Consider the following 22,120-nt stretch of genomic DNA (forward strand, 5'->3'; position numbering starts at 1 on the left):
CACTTTCCCGCAAGGATTGCACACCAAATGATCGCCCGGACATCTTGCCTGCGCGCCGCAAGGCACCCCTTGCCTGCTGCGTCCTGACCGCACTCCTTTGTTCTGATGTCTGAACGCATGGTCAGGCGCCGGATGCCTTTCATGCAACCGACTGTCATGCCCCTTCACCATAGGTCCGTCCATGCCCGCCAAGAAAACGTCTGCTCCCGCCGCTGAAGAAGCCGTCGCGCCAAAAGCTGCCAAGAAAGCCAGCGCCAAGAAAGCTGCCACCGTCGAAGCCGAGGCCGAACCCCTAAAGAAAACCCCGGCTGCAAAGGCCCCGAAGGCCAAAGCTGAAAAAGCCGAAGCCGCGCCAGAAGCCAAGGCCAAAAAATCCCGCGTCGCCAAGGCTGCCGCTGATGAAACGGTTGGCGAAACTGCTGACGCAGTGTCTGAAAGCGCGCCCAAGGCCAAAAAAGCCAAGGCTGCCGCCAAGCCCGCAGCCCAATCTGCTGCCAAACCGGAAGCCGCCAAAACGGGCGGCAAGCGTGGCCGCCCAGCCAAAGGCAAAAAAGCAGGTGCGGAGGATGACGACGCCGATCTGTCGGATATCGAAGACGACCTGCAAGGCGAGCCGGAGGCCGAAGCCGCTGGCGGCGCAGCCGCAGCAGCCGAGCAGGCCAAGCCGCTGCGCATGAAGATCAGCAAGGCCAAGGAGCGCGCGCTGATGAAGGAATTCGGGCTGGACGAAACCGTTCTGTCCGAAGAAGAGCTGAACCTGCGCCGCGCCAACCTCAAGGCGCTGCTCAAGCTGGGCAAGACGCGCGGCTACCTCACTCACGGCGAAATCAACGACCACCTGCCTGACAAGCTGGTCGATCCTGAAACGCTGGAAGCCGTGGTGACCATGCTCAACGATCTGGGCGTGGCCGTCTATGAGCAAACGCCCGACTCCGAAACCCTGCTGCTCACCAACCAGGGCAACAACACCGCCACGGAAGAAGAAGCCGAGGAAGAAGCCGAAGCCGCCCTTTCCACCGTGGACAGCGAGTTTGGCCGCACCACCGACCCCGTGCGCATGTACATGCGCGAGATGGGCACGGTCGAGCTGCTCACGCGCGAAGGCGAAATTGAAATTGCCAAGCGCATCGAAGGGGGGCTGATGGACATGATGCAGGCCATCAGCGCCAGCCCTTCCATCATTGCCGAAATCCTGCAAATGGCCGCCGAAATCCGTGAAGGCAAAGCCGTCATCAACACCATCGTGGACGGCTTTGTGGACCACGACGAAAACGACGACTACGTGGCCGAAGAAGACTTCGACGAATACGACGACGATGACGACGACGGCAAGGGCGGCTCCAAGGCCATGACCAAGCTGCTGGAAGCGCTGAAAACGCAGGCGCTGGAGCGCTTTGACCGCATTGCCCAGCTTTATGAAAAAGTGCTCAAGGCGCACAGCAAAGACGGCTGGGGCACGCCCGCCTACGTCAAGGCGCAGGAAGCGCTCTCGGCCGAGCTGATGACCATCCGCTTCACGGCCAAAACCATTGAAAAGCTCAGCGACATGCTGCGCGGCCAGGTAGACGCCGTGCGCCGCCATGAGCGCGATCTGCGCCGCATCATCGTGGACAAGTGCGGCTACCCGCAGGAGCAGTTCATTGCCGAATTCTCCGGCCGGGGCAAAAACGGCGAACGCGTGCCATCGCACCTGCTCGACCTGCGCTGGTGTGAAAAGCAGGCGGCCTCCAACAAGCCCTGGAGTGCCGTCATGGGCCGCAACATTCCGCCCATCCAGGACTTGCAGCAAAAGCTCATCGACTTGCAGCAGCTCGTGGTCGTGCCGCTGGACGAGCTGAAAGACATCCACAAACGCATGAACCAGGGCGAAGCCGCCAGCCGCTTTGCCAAGAAGGAAATGATCGAGGCCAACCTGCGCCTGGTCATCTCCATCGCCAAGAAATACACCAACCGGGGCCTGCAATTTCTTGATCTGATCCAGGAAGGCAACATTGGCCTGATGAAGGCGGTGGACAAATTCGAATACCGGCGCGGCTACAAGTTTTCCACCTACGCCACCTGGTGGATCCGCCAGGCCATCACGCGCTCCATCGCCGACCAGGCCCGCACCATCCGCATACCGGTGCACATGATCGAAACCATCAACAAGATGAACCGCTTCTCGCGCCAGCACTTGCAAGAGCACGGCTTCGAGCCGGATGCCGCCTTGCTGGCCGAAAAGATGGAAATCCCGGAAGACAAAATCCGCAAGATCATGAAAATCGCCAAGGAGCCTATCTCCATGGAAACCCCCATCGGAGACGACGACGACAGCCACCTGGGCGACTTCATCGAAGACACCAGCAACACCGCCCCGGTCGATGCCGCCATGCAGGCCGGCCTGCGCGACGTGGTCAAGGACATTCTCGACAGCCTCACCCCGCGCGAAGCCAAGGTGCTGCGCATGCGCTTCGGCATTGAAATGAGCACCGACCACACGCTCGAAGAGGTCGGCAAGCAGTTTGACGTCACGCGCGAGCGCATCCGCCAGATCGAGGCCAAGGCCCTGCGCAAGCTCAAGCACCCCTCGCGCTCGGACAAACTGCGCAGCTTTATGGACTCCATCTAGGCTCCCGGCGAGCGCCAGATGTACAGGAAACAAGGGGCGAATTCACTGCTTATTCGCTCCTTGTTTCATAGCATAGGGTCCTAGTAGAGTCTGCGCAAAAGCCACTTTCAGACCCCTTGAAATTGCTCCTCTTTTCAAGATAGAGCAACCTGCGTTTTCAGGCCTGGCGCAGCAGCCATTGCGGCGCACAGCAGCTTTGCATCAGCCAAAGCACAGAGCCTGAACGCCGTGCGGCTTTTTTCGCCCTTGGCAGCCAGCAGCGCAGCGCGAAAGCTGGGCTGGTTTCGCTCCGCATTAAATAGCAATATGTCCTAGTGGAAATTGCGCAGAAGGGCGGTTTCTACCGCTTTAATTTGCTCCTGTTTCTGGTGCTCTTGCGTGGCAAACGGGTTTTGATGCCGGGCCAGAAATAGGCAGGCCGAACGTGTTTTTCGGCTGCGCGCCGTTGCGTATGCCGCAGTGCAGGTCGGGCCGGGCAGGCAGTGTGCGCCTGCGCTGCCTATACTTTCGCGCTTTTTCTGATTCAGGGCGGGCGGACCGCCTTTTTGCTGGCCGCTCGCGCCTGTTTGCCTCTCTGTTCCCTAGATTTATGAACGCTCCCGTTTCCCCCGCTGATGAAAACGCCTTGCTGGCTGAATTGGCCCAGATGCTGGTGGACTGCCTCAATCTGGATATGAAGCCTGCAGAAATCGACCCGGATGCGCCCTTGTATGGCGATGGACTGGGGCTGGACTCGATCGACATTCTGGAAGTGGCGCTGGCGGTGTCCAAGAAATACGGCTTTCAGCTGCGGGCTGAAGACGAGAACAAGCAAGCCATCTACAGCAGCCTGCGCAGCCTGGCCCGGCACATCGCGGCGCACCGCACGATTTGAGTTTTTTTCCTCCCTTGCCAATGACCTGGATGCCTGCAGGCCCGCCGGGCCGCCCCGCTGGCGAGAGCGCGCCTGCCTGCGGCGCAGCCCGCGCGGATGCCCCAGCCCTTGCTCACGCCCGTGAGGCCAGCGCGGCGTGCGCGCCCCATGACGCACGCGTACCCATGCTGGTGGCGGCGGGCGTGGTTACCTACGCAGCGGCGGCGTGGTGGAGCAGCCGCCATCTGCCCTGGCTGGCGCTGGCGCTGGCCGTGGCGCCTTTTGTGTGGCTGGCGGCGGCGTTCGCCTTGGCGCGGCCTGCCGCAGGCGGCGCGTGGCAGCGGGCCGGGCGCTGGCTGCCGCTGCTGGCGTTGTGCGCGGCCCTGGCGGCGGGCTGGGAGCCGCTGCTGGCCAATGTGCTGCTGGTGTATCTGGTCCAGCACGTGGGCGCGCATGCGGCGCTGGGCTGGATGTTTGGCGCAAGCCTGCGGCCCGGGCGCACGCCGCTTTGCACCGAATTCGCCAGCTGGGGGCACTGGCGCATGACGCCGCAGCTGGTGTGGTACACGCGGCAGGTCACGCGGGTGTGGGTGGCGTTCTTCGCGGGCGTGGCGGCCGTGTCGCTGGCGCTGTTCGTGGCGGCTTCGCCTGCGGCGTGGATGCTGTTTTCCTCTGTGCTGGGGCCGCTGTTGACGGCGGCGCTGTTCGTTGTGGAAAACCTGGCGCGCAGGCGCTATCTGCCGCCCGACAACCGCATGGGCCTGATGGCCACCTGGCGCGCCATTCAGGCGCGTGCGCGGTCGCAGGGCAAGCCAGCGCCCCAGGCGTGCCCGCCTTCGTCACCGCCTTTCCCGTCCACGCCCTTTCCGCCACGCAACCCGGCAGAGCCAGATGAACCCACCCGCCCTCGCGCTGAGCGCCCACGCCCCTGATGAAACACTGGCCCTCGGCCCGCAAGGCCCCGTGACGGCCGCGCGCTTCTTTGCCGACGCGCAAAGCGTGGCCGAAGCATTGCCCGCCAGCCAGTACGTGCTGAACACCTGCCACGACCGCTACCTGTTCATGGTGGGTCTGGGTGCGGCCCTGCTGGCCGGGCGGCCCACGCTGATGCCTTCCAGCCTTGCCCCCGAATCCGTGCGCCAGTTGCAGGAGCGCTATCCGCAGCTGCTGTGCCTGCACGACGGTCAAGAGCGCCCCGAAGGGCTGCCCGCCTGGCCAGTCGCCCCGCCAGCGGCAGGCGCGGCCCGCGCCTTGCAGGATGCGCCGCTGATCGAAGCCAGCCAGGTGGCCGCCATCGTTTTCACCTCCGGCACCACCGGCGCGCCTACGGCGCACCTCAAGCGCTGGGGCGGACTGTGCGCCGATGGCGAGGCCGAAGCGCGGCGGATAGGCTCGCAGGGCCTTGCCATCATCGCCACCGTGCCTTCGCAGCACATGTACGGCCTGGAATCGAGCGTGATGCTCACCCTGCGCGGCGGCGCGCGCCTGTGGCGCGAGCGCCCCTTCTACCCGGCGGACATCTGCGCGGCGCTGCGAGCCGCGCCGGGGCCGCGCATGCTGGTGACCACTCCCTTTCACCTGGGCGCGCTGCTGGCCGCCCAGGTGGCGTTGCCGTCATGCGAACGCTTGCTGTGCTCCACCGCCCCGCTGCCCGTGGCGCTGGCGCGCCAGGCTGAAGCCGCCTTCGGCAGCCCGCTGACGGAAATCTATGGCTGCACCGAAAGCGGCCAGATCGCCACCCGCCGCCCCACGCAGGACGAAGCCTGGCATTTGCTGGACGGCGTGCAGCTTGATGTCAGCGCCGAAGGCGCATGGGCGCATGGCGGCCACGTGCAAATTCGCGTGAAGCTGTCTGACCACATCGAGCCGCTCGGCGAGCGGCGCTTTTGCCTGGGCAGCCGCCACGCCGACATGGTGAACGTGGCCGGCAAACGCGCCTCGCTGAGCGCGCTCACCGCCCAGCTTTTGGGCGTGGAAGGCGTGACGGACGGGTGCTTTTTTCTCCCCCAGAACCCCGCCGCCGAAAAACAGGCCGGCGTGCAACGCCTGGCTGCGCTGGTCGTTGCCGCCCCAGGCATGACGCCCGAGCGCATCATGGCCGCCCTGCGCCAGCGCATGGACCCCGCCTTCCTGCCCCGCCCCCTGCTGCCCGTGCCCGCCCTGCCGCGCAACGCCACGGGCAAGATCGTCGCCAAAGAGGTGCAAGCCCTCTACCAAACCCTCTGCCAACCCCGCGCCAGCTAGAGGGTAAGCGGGGCTGAGAGCAGGCGCTGAAAGCCTGCTCAAGGCCTGTCATTCGGGCAGGATGAAAACGCAAAAGGAGTTTTTTTGCTCTTTGATCCATAGCATGACGTCCTAGTGAAATGGGCGCAAAAGCCGTTTTGGAGCTTGTGAATTTGCTCTTCTTTTTGATGTGCCCATGCATCTGCTGGAACCTGCTCGTGAGCAGGCCAGCTAAGCGCCTCGCCGGGCGGCGAAAGGGTCACAAGACCTGACTTGTGGTTTGCGCCTTGCGGCCGCCGGATTTCCTTTTGCAGCGGAAGAAGGGCAGGCTGCGCCAGCCCGTGCATCTTCTGCCCAGTTCATTCTGATAAATGAAACGCCCGGCAAGCAGGCAGCGGCAAAGCCCATATTCGCTCTTGAATTCATAGCATGAGGTCCTAGTTGGGCCTGCGCTGAACGGCTTTTTCAGCCCCTCATATTTGCTTCTGTTTTTGATGGTATCCGGCAGGTGGCGCTTGCCGTTGGGGGCGCTTCAACCGTCAGCCGTCTGCCGCTGCGCGCCGTTTTCCTCGCGTTTCATGGTTGCCGAAGGCGGCGCGAGTAGGCATGCACTTCGTCTACCAGGTGCGCCACGTGTTCGGGCGGCGTGTGCTGGCTGATGCCGTGGCCGAGGTTGAAGATGTGGCTCACACCCCGGCCTTGGCCTTGCCCGGCATCAGGCGGGCCGAAGGCGTCGAGCACGGCACGGGCCTGCTGGCGGATGACCTCGGGCGGGGCAAAGAGCACGTTCGGGTCGAGATTGCCCTGGAGCGCAACGGGGCGCGCGGCCGCTGGCGCGCCGGGCGGCAGGGCCAGCGCGCGTTCCAGCTCGCGGCGTGCGCGCGCCAGGCTGGCCGTCCAGTCCAGCCCCAGCGCGTCGCACGCCAGCGCGGCTGCCATGTCGGGCAGCCACGGCCCGCCGCCTTTGGTGAAGACGATGCGGGGCACCACGTGCCCGTCGGCGCCCGTGCGTTTGAGCTGGCGCAGCACGCGGGCCGTGTAGGCCAGGCTGAAGGTCTGGAAGGCGCCATCGGCCAGCACGCCGCCCCAGCTGTCAAACACCATCACGGCTTGCGCGCCCGCGTCAATCTGCGCGTTCAGGTAGGCGGCCACGGCATCGGCATTGACGCCCAGCATGCGGTGCATCAGGTCAGGGCGGGCGTAGAGCATGGTTTTCACCTGGCGGTAGTCGTCGCTGGAGCCGCCTTCCACCATGTAGCAGGCCAGCGTCCAGGGGCTGCCCGAAAAGCCAATCAGCGGCACGCGCCCGGCAAGCGCCCGGCGTATGGAAGTCACGGCGTCAAATACGTAGCGCAGCCGCTGCATGTCGGGCACGGCCAGGCGGGCCACGGCGGCTTCGTCGCGCACTGCGTGCGCAAAGCGCGGGCCTTCGCCCGGCTGAAAGCTCAGGCCCAGGCCCATGGCGTCAGGCACGGTGAGGATGTCTGAAAACAAAATGGCCGCATCCAGCGCGTAGCGCTCCAGCGGCTGCAAGGTGACTTCGGTGGCGTAGTCCACATTCGTGGCCAGCCTCATGAAGCTGCCCGCGCGCTCGCGCGTGGCGCGGTATTCAGGCAGATAGCGCCCGGCTTGCCGCATCAGCCAGATGGGCGTGTGGGCGGTGGGCAGGCCCAGGCAGGCGCGCACAAAAGTATCGTTTTGCAAGGGGGCGTTCATGCGCCGGATTGTCGCAGGCGGGCTTGCGGACGGCCTGAGCGGGAGCGGGCGTGAGTGGCGGCGCACAAGTGACAGCGCAAGGGTGGCGGCGCGAGCGGCTGAGCGCCAGCAGCGGGAAGTCAGCGCGGCCCTCCTGTGAACCCCACGCGAAACCCGCGCAAAGCCCCGCCAGACAAGGCTTTCACGCTATGTTTTTTGGGGCATGGCGGCTCACTTATGCACAAAAAACGCCCGCACGGCCATGCGCCGCTCCGTTCTCACTACAGAAGCGATAGCGTCCGTAACCCATTGATTTGAAAAGATTTAAATTTTTTGCCGTTTTGCTGTGCAATCCGCAAAAACCCTTGTTTTGCAAGTGCGGCGCAGCGTTTGCACAGGCTTTTCAACAAAGTTGTCCACAGTTTCTGTGCATAGCCTGCGTGGCCTGTGAAGGCGTGCGGAAAACGCAAGGAAAAAGACGCGTGAGGCAGGGCCGCGAGCCTGGCAAGCTTGCGCCCGGAAAACACGCGCCCGCCTGCCCGCCGCCTGCCCGCCGCCTGTTCGTGCGCCTTGCGGCGGCGATGCGGTAAAACCCGCCGTTTTCTCATCTTCCGGCCAGGCTCATGCTGCGTTTCATCCGCTCCGCTCTTCACATGCTGTTTCTCACCGTGACGGTGATTCCGTGGTCGCTGACGGTGGTTGCGCTGTCGCCCTTCGTGAGCAAGCAGTGGCTGTATGGCTTCTGCCATGTGTGGGTGCGCATGGTTGTGGCGTCGGCCAGGCCGCTGCTGGGCATCCGCACGCGGGTGCGGGGGCTGGAGAACCTGCCTGCCGGCCCGCAGGCCGCCGCCGTGCTGCTCGTCAAGCATCAGTCAGCCTGGGAAACCTTCGTGCTGCCCACGATAACGCCGCATCCGCTTGCCTACGTTTTCAAGCGCGAACTCGCGCGCATTCCCTTCTTTGGCTGGGTGCTGGCGCGGCTGAACATGGTGCGCATCGACCGGGGCCGCCCCACGGAAGCCTTCACCCGCATGGTCACGCAGGGCCGCCGCCTGCTGGCGCAAGGCATATGGGTGGTCATCTTCCCCGAAGGCACACGCGTGGCGCGCGGCCAGCAGGGCAAATACCGCAGCGGCGGCACGCGGCTGGCCATTGAATGCGGTGTGCCCGTGGTTCCGGTGGCCGTGACTTCGGCGCGCTGCTGGCCGCCGCGCGCCTTCGTCAAAAGCCCTGGCATCGTTGATATTTCATTTGGCCCGCTCATTGCCAGCCAGGGGCGCAAGGCGGATGAGCTGATGCGCGAAGTGCAAGACTGGATCGAAGCCGAAATGCGGCGGCTCGATCCGCAGGCCTACGCCGGCGCTGCCGCCCTGCCGCCATCAGACGGCGGGCCGGCCGATGGATCGGCCCTCTGCGCGCCCCAGCCTGTCTGCGCGAACGCCGGCCTGGCAGAAAACAGCGATGGCGGCAGCGGTGATGGCGGCAGCGGTGATGGCTGCAGCGGTGATGGCTGCAGCGGTGATGGCGGCGGCGGTGATGGCGGCGGTGGCGATGGCGGCGGTGGCGACTGACATGTCTGCGCTTGAGCATCTGGGTCAGCTCATGCTGGACCTGTTTGGCGCCGCATCCGCACAGCCTGCCGCGCCCAGGGCGGCGGTTCAGCCTCCGGCCCCGCGCCTGGTCTCTCCCACGCTCCAGCCGCCCCTACACCACTACACCCACCCGCAGGCCACGCACGCCATACGCTTGGGCGAAACCTGCGTGGCCTGGCGGCTGCGGCGCTCGGCACGGCGCAGCATTGGCTTCGTGGTGGACGATCTGGGCCTGACCGTCAGCGCCCCGCGCTGGACGCAACTGCCTGAAATCGAGGCCGCCCTGCACTCAAAAGCGCGCTGGGTCCTCAGCAAGCTCGCCCAGGCGCAAGAGCGGCAGCAACGCCAGCATGCCGCCCGCATCCCGTGGGGCGAAGGCGCCACGCTGCCCTGGCTGGGCCAGACGCTCACCCTGCGGCGTGAACCGCGAGCCGCCTTGAACGGCCCCGCCCGTCCACGCTGGCAAGCCGCTGCAGATAGCGTGGCTGACGCGGATCGCAGCAGCGCGGCTGGCCCCGCGCTTTATCTCTCGCTGCCCCCCGCCGCCACGGCTGCGCAGTGGCGCGACGCCGCGCAAGCCTGGATCAAGCAGCAGGCCCGCCGCCACTTCACCGCGCGGCTGGACCACTTCGCGCCCCTCATGGGCGTGCGCTGGCAAAAGATGGCCCTGACCTCGGCCAGCACCCGCTGGGGCAGCGCCAGCGCAGACGGCAGCATCCGCCTGAACTGGCGGCTCATGCACTTCCGCCCGGCGGTTGTGGACTACGTCGTCGTTCACGAACTGGCCCACCTGCACGAGATGAACCACAGCCCGCGCTTTTGGGCGCACGTGCAGGCCCAGCTGCCCACCTACGCCGCCTTGCGCGCCGAGCTGCGCGGCGAAGCCTTGCCACTCTGGTGAAAACCGCTTTCTGCCCGTGCCGTCAAAGCAGGCAGGTGCGGGCCGGGCAAGAGCCGAAGGCTGTCTGCATGATTTGCGTGTCTGAACCCATAGCCAAGCGAGCGCGACGCAAGTTGTAGTCATGCCTCCACGGCGGCACAAGCTCACTCGGGCGCGTCATCAATCAGGCGAGCCATACGCCAGTCGCTGCCAGATGAATGGCACCAAGGAAGTTGCGAGCCGTCTTGTTGTAACGCGTGGCGATGGCCCGGCGCTGCTTGAGCCTGGCAAAGAAGTTTTCGATCAGATGGCGGGCTTGGCAAAGATGCGGGTTGTAGTCTTGAGCCGCCTTCTTGCTGCTGCGTGAGGCAATGACAACGCCTTTGCCTTGGGCCGGCAGCAGCTCAAGCACTCGAGCTTGGGCGTCATAGCCCTTGTCGGCGATCACGGTTTCGGCCGCTGTTTGAGCCAAGAGCACGTCGGCCCCTTCGAGGCCGTTCGCCTGCCCTGACGTGAGATGAAATCCGGTGGCCCAGTGCATCCGCCGCCGCGTGAATCTTGGCGCTCAGCCCGCCGTGGCTGTGTCCGATGGCTTGCGGCGCTCCCCTTTTATCCCTGCACCGTGCTGGGGGCGCTCGCACGATGGTCGAGCCGATCATCGCGTACTCGTTGTCGGCCTGCTGCGCCAGGGCTTCAAAGACCTGTTGCCATACACCGCTGTAGCTCCAGCGGCTGTGACGCAGGTGCGCCACCCGGAAGCGCCACCCGGAAGTCTCCGAAACGTGCCAACAGATCGCGCCAGGGGATGCCGGCCCGGTAGCAGCACGGCATTGACAAACAAGCGGTTGTCCTGTGCTCCTGGCTGGCCGGCACGCGCGGGCAGCCAATCCTTGATGCGCTCCCACTGATCGTCGAGCAACGCGTATCTTCTGGCCATGGCCCCTCTTCTGGGTTCTCGCCCGCAGGCTTCAGGCTCGACTCTTCATGATTGATGACAAGCCCTATGCATGCCGACATGCTGGAAGCACATGCCCGCTTCCCAAATCTTGTTTCTATTTAATCTCTCTCAAACCGTTTTCATCCAGTTTGACGTGTCGGATATCCATTTGCGCGAACTTGCTCAGAAACTCTTTGCCCGCCTCCTTCAGTTGCGCCGCCACTTGCGGATTCTTGTTTTTCATGTTTTCCATTTGGGCCATGGTCAAGAACACGCCAGCGCCCACCAGAATGTGATACATGCTTTGTTTTTCCGTCATGGACATTCCGGCGAATTTCGGATCGACAGCCAGCACGATTTTCATCTGACGGGCCAGGGGCTTGAAATACTCCGCTGGCAGCTCCCGGTTGTGGTACGCCGCATAGCAGCCTGCAATCAGCGCGGCGGAAGCCGCCCCCATGTCATAGGCATCCACACCAAGCTTTTCCGCCAGAGATTCGAACATTTCAATCATGCGGGTGAATGTTTTGCGAGCCTCGGCCTTCTGCTCATCCTGATAGCCTGCCACAAGCACGTCCATACCTACCATATCCGCTGGCTTGGCAATCGTGGTATCACTAAGTTTTTGATTTGACATTTTTATTTCCCGTTGCGAGTTAAAAATTCATTGCGATATTTCCATTCCGGACGACGTGAAACTCACCCGCTCAGGTGGTACGCCCAGCAGACTTTTCAGTAAATTGTCGCCCATGGCCTTCATTCGCGCCTGCTCCTGTATATTGGGCTTTTTCTGAAGCTCCTGCTGCAAGGCAAACAGCCACATGCCCATGCCTACCAGCGTCTGATAGGTAAACACCTTGTCGCGGACACGCATGGATTTGATCTTCTCGTTTTCCTGCATCACTTTTTCAAGCTGCTGCTCCAGCGGCTTGATATAGGCATCAGGAAACGCCTGCCCCTTATAGGCCGTCCAGGCGCCCGCCAGGGCAACCGCCATACCCGAAGCCAGATTATTGGGTGGAATCCCATAAGCCGGAGCCACCTTCAGATTGAAATCGACAATTAATCTCTGAAACATGTGCGAGCGGTCTATGAAATTTTCGCGCTCATATATGCGCGAAGCCAGCATTTCAGGCGCGCGCGTATCACTCAGGCGCTGGCCGGAAGACATATTCCCCACGTCACCCAAATCTAGCGGAGAGCGTTTGGGCGCTGATTCAGATGGTTTTTTATTGCCTTTCTCGTCTTTTTGGGACTGCTGCTGGATAAGACGCCACATCCTGTCGCTTTCAAGCGCGTCTGTCACATAATCATAACTGTATCCCCAGGCTGCATCTCCCCACGCGCCAGCCGCCGCAGGCATAGCCAGACATAGCGCCGCCAAACAAATCCGCCATCTGCCAGTCATTGCGACGCATGATGAAAATCCAGCGCAACTCAATCTCATGAAACTCTCCTGAAGAGAAACCATGCAGAGGCTGTTGTTCTGGGAGATGGCTGGCGGCGCTGCGCGCTTTATCGAACCTGGCTCAAGCCGTTTTCATCCAGCTTGATGCTGGCCGCGTCCATATGCGTGAAACGGCTCAAAAATTCCTTGCCTGCCGACTGTAATTGCGCGGTAATTTGCGGATCCGGGTTTTTCATGTTATCCATCTGGGCCATGGTCAAGAACATGCCTGTACCCACCAGAATCTGATACATACGCTGTTTTTCCTGGACGGATGTCTGCGCAAACTTCGCATCGGCCATGAACACCTGCTGCATCTGCTGGGCCAATGGCTTGAAATACTCGTTGGGCAGCACTTCGTTCTTGTATGCGGCATAACTGCCCGCAATCAGCGCTGCCGCTGCTGACCCCATGTCATACGCAGGCACTTCCAGCTTTTGTGCCACAGGTTCGAACATGTCAATTATTTTTGCAAAAAGCTTGCGGGCCTCAGCCTTTTGGGCGTCTTGGTAGCCTGCAACCAGCATGTCAATTCCAGCCGTACCGGTTGGTTTCTCAATGGCCGTGCCTACAGTGCCGGACAATGTATTTTGTTTCGGGTCCTCTGTCGTATTCGACAATAATGATCGCAGCGTATCGCCTGATATCAATTCATTGACCTTGGCGCCTGAAGTGGACATGCCTTCCATTACTGAAGGAAGCGTCAGTCCATGCGCCCACGGCGCCACCCACAGGCTGGCTGTTGCAAGCAGGATGCAAAATGTTTTGCGCATATCAAATCCTCGTCTGTTGTTGAAGAAAATGAAAAAATGAAACCAATGCAACCCAGATTTCATCTGAATATAGCCAGAAGATTCACCAGCTTTATTCTAAACTGATCGCACAAAATACAGCGTCATTGGGAAAAACATTCTTTGTGGAGTCGCTCAACCCTTGCTACAAATTATCGAATAGGGAGACGCGGACTAATCTTATGCCATCCACATTGCAGTCAAAACATGACAGCAATCCATGAATTCTTATCTCGCCCACTTTGTCTAATAATTTTCATTTGGCAACTCTTGCCACAATCACTATTTGAATGTTATGCCTTTGGGACCCAGCAACACTTTATCTGGCGGCACATGCAAAACGGTAGACAGCACCTGACCGCCCATTTCTTTCCATTGCGCCTTCATCTCGGGACTCGAGGCTTGCTTTGCACGCGCCTCCAAGTCCATGGCAAGACATATCATTACCTGATACAGATACCCCTTGTCGGAATAGTCCATCTGCACGACTTTATTGTTCTTCAGCATGGCCGCCTCCATCTGAAGAAAAACGGGCTTCATCCATGCCGCTTCCACCTGCCGGCCAGAATAAACTCGATATCCGCTGGCCACAAGGGCTGCCATGCCCGTAGCCAGATTGTTCATCGGCACGTCCCACAATGCAGGCTGCGTATGATTGAAATCCAGGGCGAGTCGCTTGAAATACCATTTACGTTCACTGTAGTCGTCCCCCAGGCCATATTGGCCCGCGAGAAATGCGAAACCTCTTTCCTTGCTAAAGCGCCCGCGCACCTCGCCATAACCCGCCTCCCAATTGCCAGAGGCCAGCGGCGACTCTTTTGGAAGCGGCCTGGACAAAGTCGTATCAGCATCAATATTCCGTAATCGCTCCTGCTCCGCCATCATGCGATTGAGTGTGTCTTGCTCCATCAATGCGCTCAGCGTATCCAGGCTAATGCCCCAAGCCTGTGCCGATGATGCACAAATAAACCACAGCGCCAAAACTGTAATTACGACGCCAAACGTGCGGGCTACGGCTTTTTGCGCACCGCGACAGCCTTCAGACCGTTTCGCAGAAACCTGCGGTAATATGATAATATGCAGCACAAGGCATTCCTCTGAATGCACAATAAGAATCCGGCGCAATCGCCTACAGGCTTCACGAAGATAAGATTTTCTAAAATTGGTTTAAATTCTTATCTAAAAACGATGCCTGACGAAGTGAAGCTGACCCGCTCAGGTTCAACGCCTAACACTGCTTGAAATACACTTCTGCCTATAGTTTTTAGCTCCTTCTCATGTGCCGGGTTAGGATTTTTCTGTAACTCAGCCTGCAGCAGCATGAGTAACATGCCCAAACCCACTGATAGCTGATATGAATTCATCTTTTCTGTAGCTTTCCCTTCAAACAATTCCGCTTTCTTTCTCAAAAAGGAAGCCACCTGCAAGAAGGCCGGTTTAACTACATTATCAGGCAAAGGCTTGTTGTAATAGGCCGCATACGCACCGCCAAGCAGCGTTATCAGACCCGTGGCCACATTTTCTTGCGGGACTTGATAAAGACTCTCGACACTTGCGTTGAACTTGTCAATGATCTCCACAAACATCCGTTTGGCCTCAGGGCGGCGCTCTGGAGGAAATAGCTGGGATAGCTGATTGACGCCATCCATATCCGCAATAAATTCTTCTCCTGCGCGAACCAAGCTGCCGGTATACAAGATATCAGTCTTAACATCAGGGGAATCATCTGTTTCGACCTCGCTTAAAGGCCTGAGATTTTTCTTTGCCTGATTCATTGCGCGATTGTAGGCATCTTCGCGGAGCCACTTCTCATTGAAATCAATGATAAAGAAAGCGTGAGCGTTAAGATTGACAAACGTTAAAATAATTAACGTTGCAATAGCGGTTATCTTATTGGTAGACATAGAAGTATGAGAAATAAAAACAGGCGGTAAAACCGCCTGTTTTTATTGATCCTCAAGACATTACTGCTTGCGACCCATAGTGCTCAAGGATTCACCGATACCCTTGATCACGGTGGAGAAGGTTTCAGTAAGAAGCTTATATTCTTGGCTCACACCTTGCATTTCGGTCTGAGCTTTTGTCATGTCAGCAGCGGCTTCCTGCTGTGCCTTTTGGTCTTTCCCCGCACTCTTTTGAGCATCTGCTGCATCACTAATTTTTCCAGAAAGTTCAACCATTTTTGAAGCCTTTTCGCCCAAGACTTCGCCCATAGCTTTCGCAATAGCCATCAACCAGCTACCAGTGGATTTCTTGCCACCTTTGCCGCTGCCGCCTGTCCGGTTGCTGGCTGTATCATCCTTTTGGTTTTCTTCCAGATTTTTACGAACGGCATCAACAATCTTTTGCGCCAAATCATCTATGGACTTTTGGACATCACTACCAGCCGCATCTTTCAGAGCCTTCTCGGCTTCTGGATCGGCTTTTTTCTCAAATTTCTTAACGACTTCGTCGATGACCTTCTTGATAGCCTCTTGCAAGAATTTTGGCAGACCATCCTCCTTGGCCAACTTATCCACAGCCTGCTTACCGCTATTGCCGCTGATTGAATTGATCAGGTTGGCCGTGGCATTGATGACGTTGGCGGGAGAAAAACCTTCCAGCACTTTACCCAAGTCAAGCTTGTTGCTGCCACCCAAAAAGCCGCCCAGCAATTGACCCAAGCCGCCCAGCAAGCCGCTGCCGCCAAGCAAACCGCCCAGCATGCCGCCGCCGCCACCACCAATAACACCAGCAACTACACCTACTGCTGCACCCATTTTTACTCTCCTTCAAGGTTGAGATGACCCGTTAGGGCCGGTTGTGATGATCAAGCGTTTTGGCACCTGACCTTCCTGGTAACCAAGCATCGCTTTGCTCGCGTTGCCTGTTGGGTGTATTAAACCGGGTTCGCGCGGCTTGCGCCATAGGGATCGTTCCCAGCTGGGAACGATCCCTATGTCATGAGCGCAACATAAAAGGAAACCCCTATGCCTCTTGCTGCCTGATGACCAGCGCCCCTTGTTTGCAGCGCATGCTGGAGCAGATTTGCTTTCTGATGTCCTTCTGGCTGGGGAGAACTACAACACCCGCTGGGCCAAAGCCATGTGGGTCAGGTGCACAACGGATTTGGCTTTCATCTTCAACATGACGCGGCTGCGATGCATCTCCACGGTTTTGGTGCTGATATCCAGCTCGCGCGCGATGACCTTGCTGATCTTGCCTTTGACCACTTCCTGCATGATTTGCGCTTCACGCGGACTCAGGCTGGACAAACGGCTGGCGTATTCGGCACAAGGAGGGGCGGCAGGGCTATCAGACGGCGCACGGTGGCTTTGAAAAGCGCGCTTGAGAGCTTCTTCCAGCGCGGCGCCCTCAAAGGGTTTTTCCAGAAAGGTGATGGCGCCTTTTTCCATGGCTTTCACGGCCAGGGGCACATCCCCATGGCCCGTCATGTACACCACGGGCAGCGCCGGAGTGGCGCCCGCGCCAGTAATGCCCAGAGCAATCAATTCGTCATGCACTTGCAATCCGCTCATGACTGGCATGCGCACATCCAGCAGCAGACAAGCCCGTGCAATGGCTGCGTCATCCAGTTGTTTCAACGCTTCTATGGCTTGGCGTGCGTCGCAAAAGTCTTCCACCTGATAACCTGCACCGCTTAGCCACCACTTGGCCGTGGCGCGGAACTGGTCGTTGTCATCCAGCAAATACAGTGTGCGCACCGGATCTGCAGGTTCAGACGATTCAGCAGATGAGGCGGCAGAGGCAAATGTCATGCTCATGCGCAGGGTCCTTGCAATCAAGAAAACGCGGCAAGCCAGCCGCATCAGAGGCTGAGGCAAGTAAAAAGTGTAGTCGCGCTCTATGTTGCATCTATGCCGCAAAAACCGCCCGGCGGCCTATTACCACTCGCCAAAGGGCGATAGACGTCAAAAAAACGGCTTCCCTCCTGCCGCTGTGCATGGGCCGTGCTTGCGCCAAAGGCCATCGGCACGCGCGATTCGCAGCATTACCTGGAATCTGTTCACAGACAGATGTGGGGCGACTGCCAGTGGCTTCAGCGCCCCAGCAGGCGAAGCAGCCAGTGGCGTGAAGCAAGGGTTAGCGTGAGACAGGCGTTGGCAGTGCAAAGAGTCAGGCGCGCGCCAGGCTGCTGAAGCAACGGGGCGCAGGCAGCGTCTGCCGCTTGCCAGCAGGCGGCCGCATCAGGGCTGGCTGCATGCGAAGGCAGGTCTTGCAGGAGGGTAAAGGTTTGCACATCAGCATGGGCGGCCCAAGGAGCATCGATCACGCCTGCTCCGCTAATCCACAGAGCATTGACAGGGGGCTGGCCCGCTGCTTCGCGGGTAGTGTTGATGGGGTGCGTTTGCAGCAGCATCTGGATTTCGCTTTGCAGGCGCATGAGTGCAGCGGGCAGGCGCGGCAGCAGGCTGGGGGTGAGCCGTTGTTGACGCGCGCGCGCCAGCGTGCAGGTAGGCAGGCGACGCAGCGGCTCGCCTTGAGCCAGCCATCGCAGGTATGGCGGTTGCGGCGTTGGGTCAGCCAGCAGGGTCATGCCCGCTTCAGCCAACAGGGGGGCTACGGCCTCGCGCAGGGCGTGGGCTTGTCCGGACGGCAGCGCCAAGGCGGCAGGGTCGGCCAGCAGAGCATGGTCCATGCCGAGCAGCCATTGGCAAGGGGTGAACCAGGCGCAAGGCACGCCAACAGCGCCCGTTTCACAAGCGGCCCAAGGAATGCAGGCGGGGTCATCTGAGGCATGGGGCAGACCGTGGGCCAAGGCTTGCGCCAGCTCCAGCGGCGTAAGCGGGGCGTCGCCGGCCAGCAGATAGTGGGCCTGCACCTGCATGCGGCGCAGCAACGCGGCCAGCCGTGGCAGGCGGGCGGCCCAGGGGCGCGCCAGGGGCGGCAAGCGCGCACCGCTGGGCAGGGGCGCGCTATCGTCCACAGGCAAGGGCAAGATGCTGGCGCGGTGAGCATCGGCAATGATCAGGTGAGGCATGGCAGGCGGCTATGGGCTTCGAAGAGCTTCCAAAAAAAGAGTAACAGTAAATCCAGCACGCGCAGCCTATGCCGAAGCTTGCGGACGATGGGCGTCCAGAGCATCCGAAGAATGCTGGGGCGCGGCCGCCGGACCTCAAGGGGCTGAAAAAGCGCATCCATCCAACCCTGTTCAGCCCTGAATAGGTAATACCCCCCTGGGAACGATCCTAGTGGCGCAAAAGTTCGCAACCGAATAGCATTGGCGTCACGATTTTTTGCAAACTGCTTTTGGCCGCGTCATGAACCCTCTCGCTTCCTCCTTTTTGCCAGCTGCCGGTTTTTCGCCGGTGGCTGGCGGCTGGCCCGCGCCAGCGTCGCAAACCAGCGGCGGCGCCAGCCAAGCCGCTGAGGTGTACGGTTTTCATGGCGAAAGCCCTCAGCTGGCCCGCACGCTGACCGTGCCACCCGCCAGCGGCGAAACCACCAGCCAGATGCAAGCCCGGTTTCTGGATTGCCTCTTCGTCAAAAACCATCCCTAAGCCACCCGCAGGCAGGCCGAAACAAAGGCGCAGAGGCGCATCGCGCGGTTGCCCAGCCAGGCCCTTGTGCCTTGCGCGTCTGCGCACCGGCATTCAGATTATTTTGAACGCGCTTCTGAAATAAACACGTGGCCCGGGGGACGGCAAACAAAACACGCGCCGGCCTTTACGCCTCCGTCATTTGCCGCTGCCTCATGATGAATTTGCCGTCCTGTCCTATTCAGAACCTTCAAGTCAGCGCGCGCCTGAGAATCAGCGAATTCACCTGGCAAGATGCCGCTGACCTTGCGCGCATGCACCAGAACCCTCGCGTGCGTGAGTTGCTGATGGATGATTTACCGCTGGACACCACAAATGCCGCACAGCGCTTCATCGACGGCATGCAGCGCTTTTACCGGCAGCATGAAGGCACTGGCATCTGGCGTGCAGAGCGCGCCATCGCGCCCGATGCCGAAAGCGTCGCGCAGGCCCGCCAAGCCTATGCCGAGGGCGAAATTCATGAAACCCTGCTGGCCCTGGTTGAAGCGCCCACCTGGCAGTTTTGCGGCTGGTTCAGTCTGGTGCACCTCATGGATGCGCCAGATGCCCTGGAAATAGGCGCGCGCCTCAGCCCTGACGCATGGGGCGCGGCGCTGGCGCTCGACGGCGGCGAATGGCTGCTGAACCAGGCCTTTCAAACCTTGAAGCGGGAGCAGGTCTTTGGCCACTGCTCGCCACGCAACCGGTCGGCCGCGCACTGCCTGCGCGTATTGGGCTTTGAGCGCGTGGGCCTGGCACCGTACAACGGCCAACAAGCAGAACGCTTCAGCCTCAGCCGCGCGCGCTGGCAGCAATGGGGCACGCTGCCCCGGCGCGAACGCCAGCGCCAAGCCCTTGCCGCCGCCAAGGCAGGCCGCTGAAAACCACATACCCCGAACCAAGAGGCGGGAGTGGCAAGCGAATAGCAAAAAACGCAAAGCAAGATGCAGGACGCGGCCAGTGAGCAACGGGGTTGAATACGCAAAGATTTTTTGCTCTTTAAACCATAGCATGAGGTCTTGGTGAAATCTGCGAGAAACGGTATTTCAGACCTCTTGAATTTGCTCCTGTTTTCGATGAATGCAGACAGGCGTGCAGGTCGCCAGCAGTGCGGAAAAGCCCATTGGGCGGGCTGCACGGCGGCTGAATACGGCCTCTCGCATCTGGCCGCCTGCAAAATCATTTTTCTTGCCGCTTTTGCCGCCTCTTTTGCCACATGAAACTCACCATCATCGCCGTCGGCCAGCGCATGCCGGCCTGGGCGCAAGCGGCGTGGGACGACTACGCCAAGCGCTTTCCGCCAGAGCTGAAAGTGCAGCTCAAAGCCATCAAGGCCGAGCCGCGCGCGGGCGGCAAAACGGCGGCGCAACTCATGGCTGCCGAGCGCGTGCGCATTGAGGCGGCGCTGCCCAAGGGCGCGCACCTTGTGGCGCTGGACGAGCGCGGCCAGGCGCTGCGCACACAGGCGCTGGCCGCGCGCCTGAAGCACTGGCAGCAGGCGCAGGGCATGAATGCCAGCGTGGCCTTGCTCATTGGCGGGCCGGACGGGCTGGATGCCGCGCTGCGCGAGGCCGCCCACGAGCGCCTGCGCCTGTCGGACTTGACGCTGCCGCACGCCCTGGCGCGCGTGCTGCTGATCGAGCAGCTTTACCGCGCCTGGTCAGTGAACGCGGGGCATCCCTACCACCGCGAGTGAGCGCATGAATGCAGCCCATGTGAATGCAGCCAACGAAATGCAGTAGCCTGCCCGCCATGATTTACCTGGCCTCACAAAGTCCGCGCCGCCGCCAGTTGCTGGAGCAAATCGGCGTGCATCACGAATTGCTGCTGCCCGAAGCGGGCGAAGATGCCGAAGCGCTGGAAGCCGTGCTGCCCGGCGAGCCGCCCGATCGCTACGTGCAGCGCGTGACGGGGCTGAAGCTGCAAGCGGCCGTACAGCGCCTGCAAGCGCGCGGCCTGCCGCCCGCGCCCGTGCTTTGCGCCGACACCACGGTGGCGCTGGACGGTGAAATCTTTGGCAAGCCCGCAGACGATGACGAGGCCGCCCGCATGCTGGCGCGTCTGTCGGGCCGCACGCATGAAGTGCTCACGGCCATCCGCCTGTGGCCGCTGGCGGGGCAGCCGCTGGCGGCCTTGAGCCGCTCGCAAGTGCGCCTGGCTTGTTTGAGCGCCCGCCGCATTGCCGCTTATGTGGCCAGCGGCGAGCCGCGCGGCAAGGCCGGCGCTTACGGCGTGCAAGGGCGGGCGGCGGCGTTCATCGAGCACATCAGCGGCAGCTACAGCGGCATCATGGGCCTGCCGCTGTTCGAGACGGCGCAGCTGCTGGAGGCGGCGGGCGTGATGTGCAGGGCTTGATGGCAGCCAGCGCGTAGTTTCAAGGGCTTTCCAACAGGCCCTAACGCCACGGAGCGCAGGGACGCCGCAGCGTGGCCCCAGTGGGTTTGAGGGTCTTTATTAGCTCTTGATTCGATAGCATGATGTCCTAGTCGAAACTGTGCTGAAAGTCATTTAGACCCCTTTATATTTGCTCTTGTTTTTGATGTATCTGGCCCGTGTGGAACCGGCCCATCGGCGGCCCGTCTGAACAAGCCGCTGCAAGCGCCGCTTCAGCGATGCGTCGGCGCCAGCGAAGGCGCTGGCAGTGGCCAGAAGCCCCCGAATGCGCCCGTTGTTCAAGAGCACAAGCGCACAATGCCCGCCGCACGCCACCGGTCGCGCGCGTCTGCCTCCTTTTTTTTCCGTCTTCTTCCTTCACCGCTTGAAAGGCACGGCCATGCCCTCCATCCGCACCGCTTTCAATCACGCCTGCGGGCGCGTTCTGCCCGTGGGCGACGCGCAAATCTATGTGGAAGAGGCAGGCCAGCCAGATGGCCCGCCTTTGCTCTGCCTGCATGGCGGCCTGGGTGACATGCGCGATCTCAACCCCGTGCTGCCCGCGCTGGCGCAGCGCTTGCGCCTCATTGGCATGGACTTTCGCGGGCATGGCCGCTCCACGCTGGGCGGCCAGGCGCTCACGTATGCCCTGTATCAGTCGGACGTGATCGCCGTCATGCGGCAATTGGGCATTGCCGCGGCGCGCGTGCTGGGCTTTAGCGACGGCGGCATTGCGGGTTACCGGCTAGCGGCTGAAAACGGCCCGTTCCAAGTGCTGCAACTGGCCGCCATCGGCGCGCAATGGCGGCTGGCGGCGGATGACCCCGCGCTGCCCATGCTGCAAGGGCTGACGCAAGACGACTGGGCGGGCCTGTTCCCCAACGCCTTGCCTGACTACCAGGCTTGCAATCCGCAGCCTGATTTCGCCCGCCTGCTGCAAGCCGTCAAAACCTTGTGGACCAACGCGCAGCCCGGCAACTACCCCGGCGAAACCGTGCGCGCCATCACTGCGCCCACCTTGCTGATACGGGGCGACGCAGACGAGCTGTGCAGCCTGCAAGAGCTGGCCGCCTTGCAGCAGCGCATCGCTGGCAGCGCCTTGCTCAATGCGCCTTTTGCCGGGCACGATGCCCAGCGCGACGCGCCCGCTCTCCTTGCGCCCGCGCTGGCCGCTTTTTTCGGCTGACGCTGCATCGCTGGCC

At 61.2% G+C, this 22,120-nt stretch carries 22 protein-coding genes and 1 pseudogene; 12 read left to right on the forward strand and 11 right to left on the reverse strand.

Annotation, left to right across the window (positions count from 1 at the left end):
* Positions 1-181: 181 nt before the first annotated feature.
* The 4 genes from rpoD to ADJ79_RS09630 all read left to right on the forward strand — a co-directional run bounded on the left by rpoD (position 182) and on the right by ADJ79_RS09630 (position 5,705).
* On the forward strand, positions 182-2,608 hold the full coding sequence (gene rpoD / locus ADJ79_RS09615; RefSeq protein WP_050715767.1) for an RNA polymerase sigma factor RpoD: 2,427 nt from the start codon (positions 182-184) through the stop codon (positions 2,606-2,608).
* 589 nt (positions 2,609-3,197) lie between these two features.
* Positions 3,198-3,482: a phosphopantetheine-binding protein gene (locus ADJ79_RS09620; protein WP_050715768.1), complete on the forward strand. Its 285-nt coding sequence runs from the start codon at positions 3,198-3,200 to the stop codon at positions 3,480-3,482.
* A 20-nt stretch (positions 3,483-3,502) separates the two neighbouring features.
* A complete protein-coding gene (locus ADJ79_RS09625) occupies positions 3,503-4,393 on the forward strand; it encodes a hypothetical protein (protein ID WP_050715769.1) in 891 nt (296 codons plus the stop codon).
* A complete protein-coding gene (locus ADJ79_RS09630) occupies positions 4,353-5,705 on the forward strand; it encodes an AMP-binding protein (protein ID WP_050715770.1) in 1,353 nt (450 codons plus the stop codon). The genes ADJ79_RS09625 and ADJ79_RS09630 overlap by 41 nt, the downstream gene beginning before the upstream one ends.
* A 555-nt stretch (positions 5,706-6,260) precedes the next feature.
* Here the strand turns inward: ADJ79_RS09630 and hemE are convergent.
* Together hemE and ADJ79_RS14375 are read right to left on the reverse strand one after the other, a co-directional pair.
* The gene (gene hemE / locus ADJ79_RS09635; RefSeq protein ID WP_050715771.1) at positions 6,261-7,400 is read right to left on the reverse strand and encodes a uroporphyrinogen decarboxylase; all 1,140 of its coding nucleotides are present in this window, start codon (positions 7,398-7,400) and stop codon (positions 6,261-6,263) included.
* A gap of 260 nt (positions 7,401-7,660) precedes the next feature.
* Positions 7,661-7,987 carry a hypothetical protein gene (locus ADJ79_RS14375; protein ID WP_156304124.1) on the reverse strand — a complete coding sequence of 109 codons (327 nt, stop codon included), beginning with the start codon at positions 7,985-7,987 and terminating at the stop codon, positions 7,661-7,663.
* Positions 7,988-8,032: 45 nt separating this feature from the next.
* Between ADJ79_RS14375 and ADJ79_RS09640 the strand changes: the two genes are divergently transcribed.
* A complete protein-coding gene (locus ADJ79_RS09640) occupies positions 8,033-8,950 on the forward strand; it encodes a lysophospholipid acyltransferase family protein (protein ID WP_371256831.1) in 918 nt (305 codons plus the stop codon).
* Position 8,951: 1 nt separating this feature from the next.
* Complete coding sequence (locus tag ADJ79_RS09645) at positions 8,952-9,872, forward strand: M48 family metallopeptidase (RefSeq protein ID WP_082203395.1); 921 nt, start codon at positions 8,952-8,954, stop codon at positions 9,870-9,872.
* 163 nt (positions 9,873-10,035) lie between these two features.
* Here ADJ79_RS09645 and ADJ79_RS13300 read toward each other — a convergent pair.
* From ADJ79_RS13300 to ADJ79_RS09690, 9 genes and pseudogenes are all read right to left on the reverse strand, one after another.
* Positions 10,036-10,788: pseudogene (locus tag ADJ79_RS13300) on the reverse strand (IS5 family transposase).
* Between the two features lie 115 nt (positions 10,789-10,903).
* Positions 10,904-11,425: a DUF6683 family protein gene (locus ADJ79_RS09655; RefSeq protein WP_156304125.1), complete on the reverse strand. Its 522-nt coding sequence runs from the start codon at positions 11,423-11,425 to the stop codon at positions 10,904-10,906.
* 27 nt (positions 11,426-11,452) lie between these two features.
* On the reverse strand, positions 11,453-12,196 hold the full coding sequence (locus tag ADJ79_RS09660) for a DUF6683 family protein (RefSeq protein ID WP_156304126.1): 744 nt from the start codon (positions 12,194-12,196) through the stop codon (positions 11,453-11,455).
* A gap of 107 nt (positions 12,197-12,303) precedes the next feature.
* Entirely contained in the window at positions 12,304-13,008 is a 705-nt protein-coding gene (locus ADJ79_RS09665; protein WP_156304127.1) for a DUF6683 family protein, read from the reverse strand.
* Positions 13,009-13,308: 300 nt separating this feature from the next.
* Positions 13,309-14,151, reverse strand: a complete 843-nt coding sequence (locus tag ADJ79_RS09670) for a DUF6683 family protein (protein ID WP_172674051.1) — start codon at positions 14,149-14,151, stop codon at positions 13,309-13,311.
* A 50-nt stretch (positions 14,152-14,201) separates the two neighbouring features.
* Positions 14,202-14,930 (reverse strand): DUF6683 family protein, encoded by a 729-nt coding sequence (locus ADJ79_RS09675; RefSeq protein ID WP_050715777.1) that lies wholly within the window; start codon positions 14,928-14,930, stop codon positions 14,202-14,204.
* A 60-nt stretch (positions 14,931-14,990) separates the two neighbouring features.
* Entirely contained in the window at positions 14,991-15,785 is a 795-nt protein-coding gene (locus ADJ79_RS09680) for a hypothetical protein (RefSeq protein ID WP_156304129.1), read from the reverse strand.
* Between the two features lie 300 nt (positions 15,786-16,085).
* Complete coding sequence (locus ADJ79_RS09685) at positions 16,086-16,790, reverse strand: response regulator transcription factor (RefSeq protein ID WP_050715779.1); 705 nt, start codon at positions 16,788-16,790, stop codon at positions 16,086-16,088.
* Between the two features lie 275 nt (positions 16,791-17,065).
* Positions 17,066-18,007 (reverse strand): hypothetical protein, encoded by a 942-nt coding sequence (locus ADJ79_RS09690; RefSeq protein ID WP_050715780.1) that lies wholly within the window; start codon positions 18,005-18,007, stop codon positions 17,066-17,068.
* 280 nt (positions 18,008-18,287) lie between these two features.
* Between ADJ79_RS09690 and ADJ79_RS09695 the strand changes: the two genes are divergently transcribed.
* The 6 genes from ADJ79_RS09695 (at position 18,288) to ADJ79_RS09715 (ending at position 22,104) form a co-directional block, all read left to right on the forward strand.
* The gene (locus ADJ79_RS09695; protein ID WP_050715781.1) at positions 18,288-18,527 is read left to right on the forward strand and encodes a hypothetical protein; all 240 of its coding nucleotides are present in this window, start codon (positions 18,288-18,290) and stop codon (positions 18,525-18,527) included.
* A 197-nt stretch (positions 18,528-18,724) separates the two neighbouring features.
* Positions 18,725-19,426, forward strand: coding sequence for a GNAT family N-acetyltransferase (locus ADJ79_RS09700; protein ID WP_256381525.1), 702 nt, complete (start codon positions 18,725-18,727; stop codon positions 19,424-19,426).
* Between the two features lie 138 nt (positions 19,427-19,564).
* Positions 19,565-19,765 (forward strand): hypothetical protein, encoded by a 201-nt coding sequence (locus ADJ79_RS14380; protein ID WP_146006817.1) that lies wholly within the window; start codon positions 19,565-19,567, stop codon positions 19,763-19,765.
* Complete coding sequence (gene rlmH, locus ADJ79_RS09705; RefSeq protein ID WP_050715783.1) at positions 19,762-20,241, forward strand: 23S rRNA (pseudouridine(1915)-N(3))-methyltransferase RlmH; 480 nt, start codon at positions 19,762-19,764, stop codon at positions 20,239-20,241. Before ADJ79_RS14380 ends, rlmH begins: the two co-directional genes overlap by 4 nt.
* A gap of 23 nt (positions 20,242-20,264) precedes the next feature.
* Positions 20,265-20,900 (forward strand): nucleoside triphosphate pyrophosphatase, encoded by a 636-nt coding sequence (locus tag ADJ79_RS09710; RefSeq protein WP_082203245.1) that lies wholly within the window; start codon positions 20,265-20,267, stop codon positions 20,898-20,900.
* A gap of 418 nt (positions 20,901-21,318) precedes the next feature.
* On the forward strand, positions 21,319-22,104 hold the full coding sequence (locus ADJ79_RS09715; RefSeq protein ID WP_050716557.1) for an alpha/beta fold hydrolase: 786 nt from the start codon (positions 21,319-21,321) through the stop codon (positions 22,102-22,104).
* The last annotated feature ends 16 nt before the right edge of the window (positions 22,105-22,120 follow it).

Source organism: Ottowia sp. oral taxon 894 (assembly GCF_001262075.1).
In the GTDB taxonomy this organism is placed as follows: domain Bacteria; phylum Pseudomonadota; class Gammaproteobacteria; order Burkholderiales; family Burkholderiaceae_C; genus Ottowia; species Ottowia massiliensis.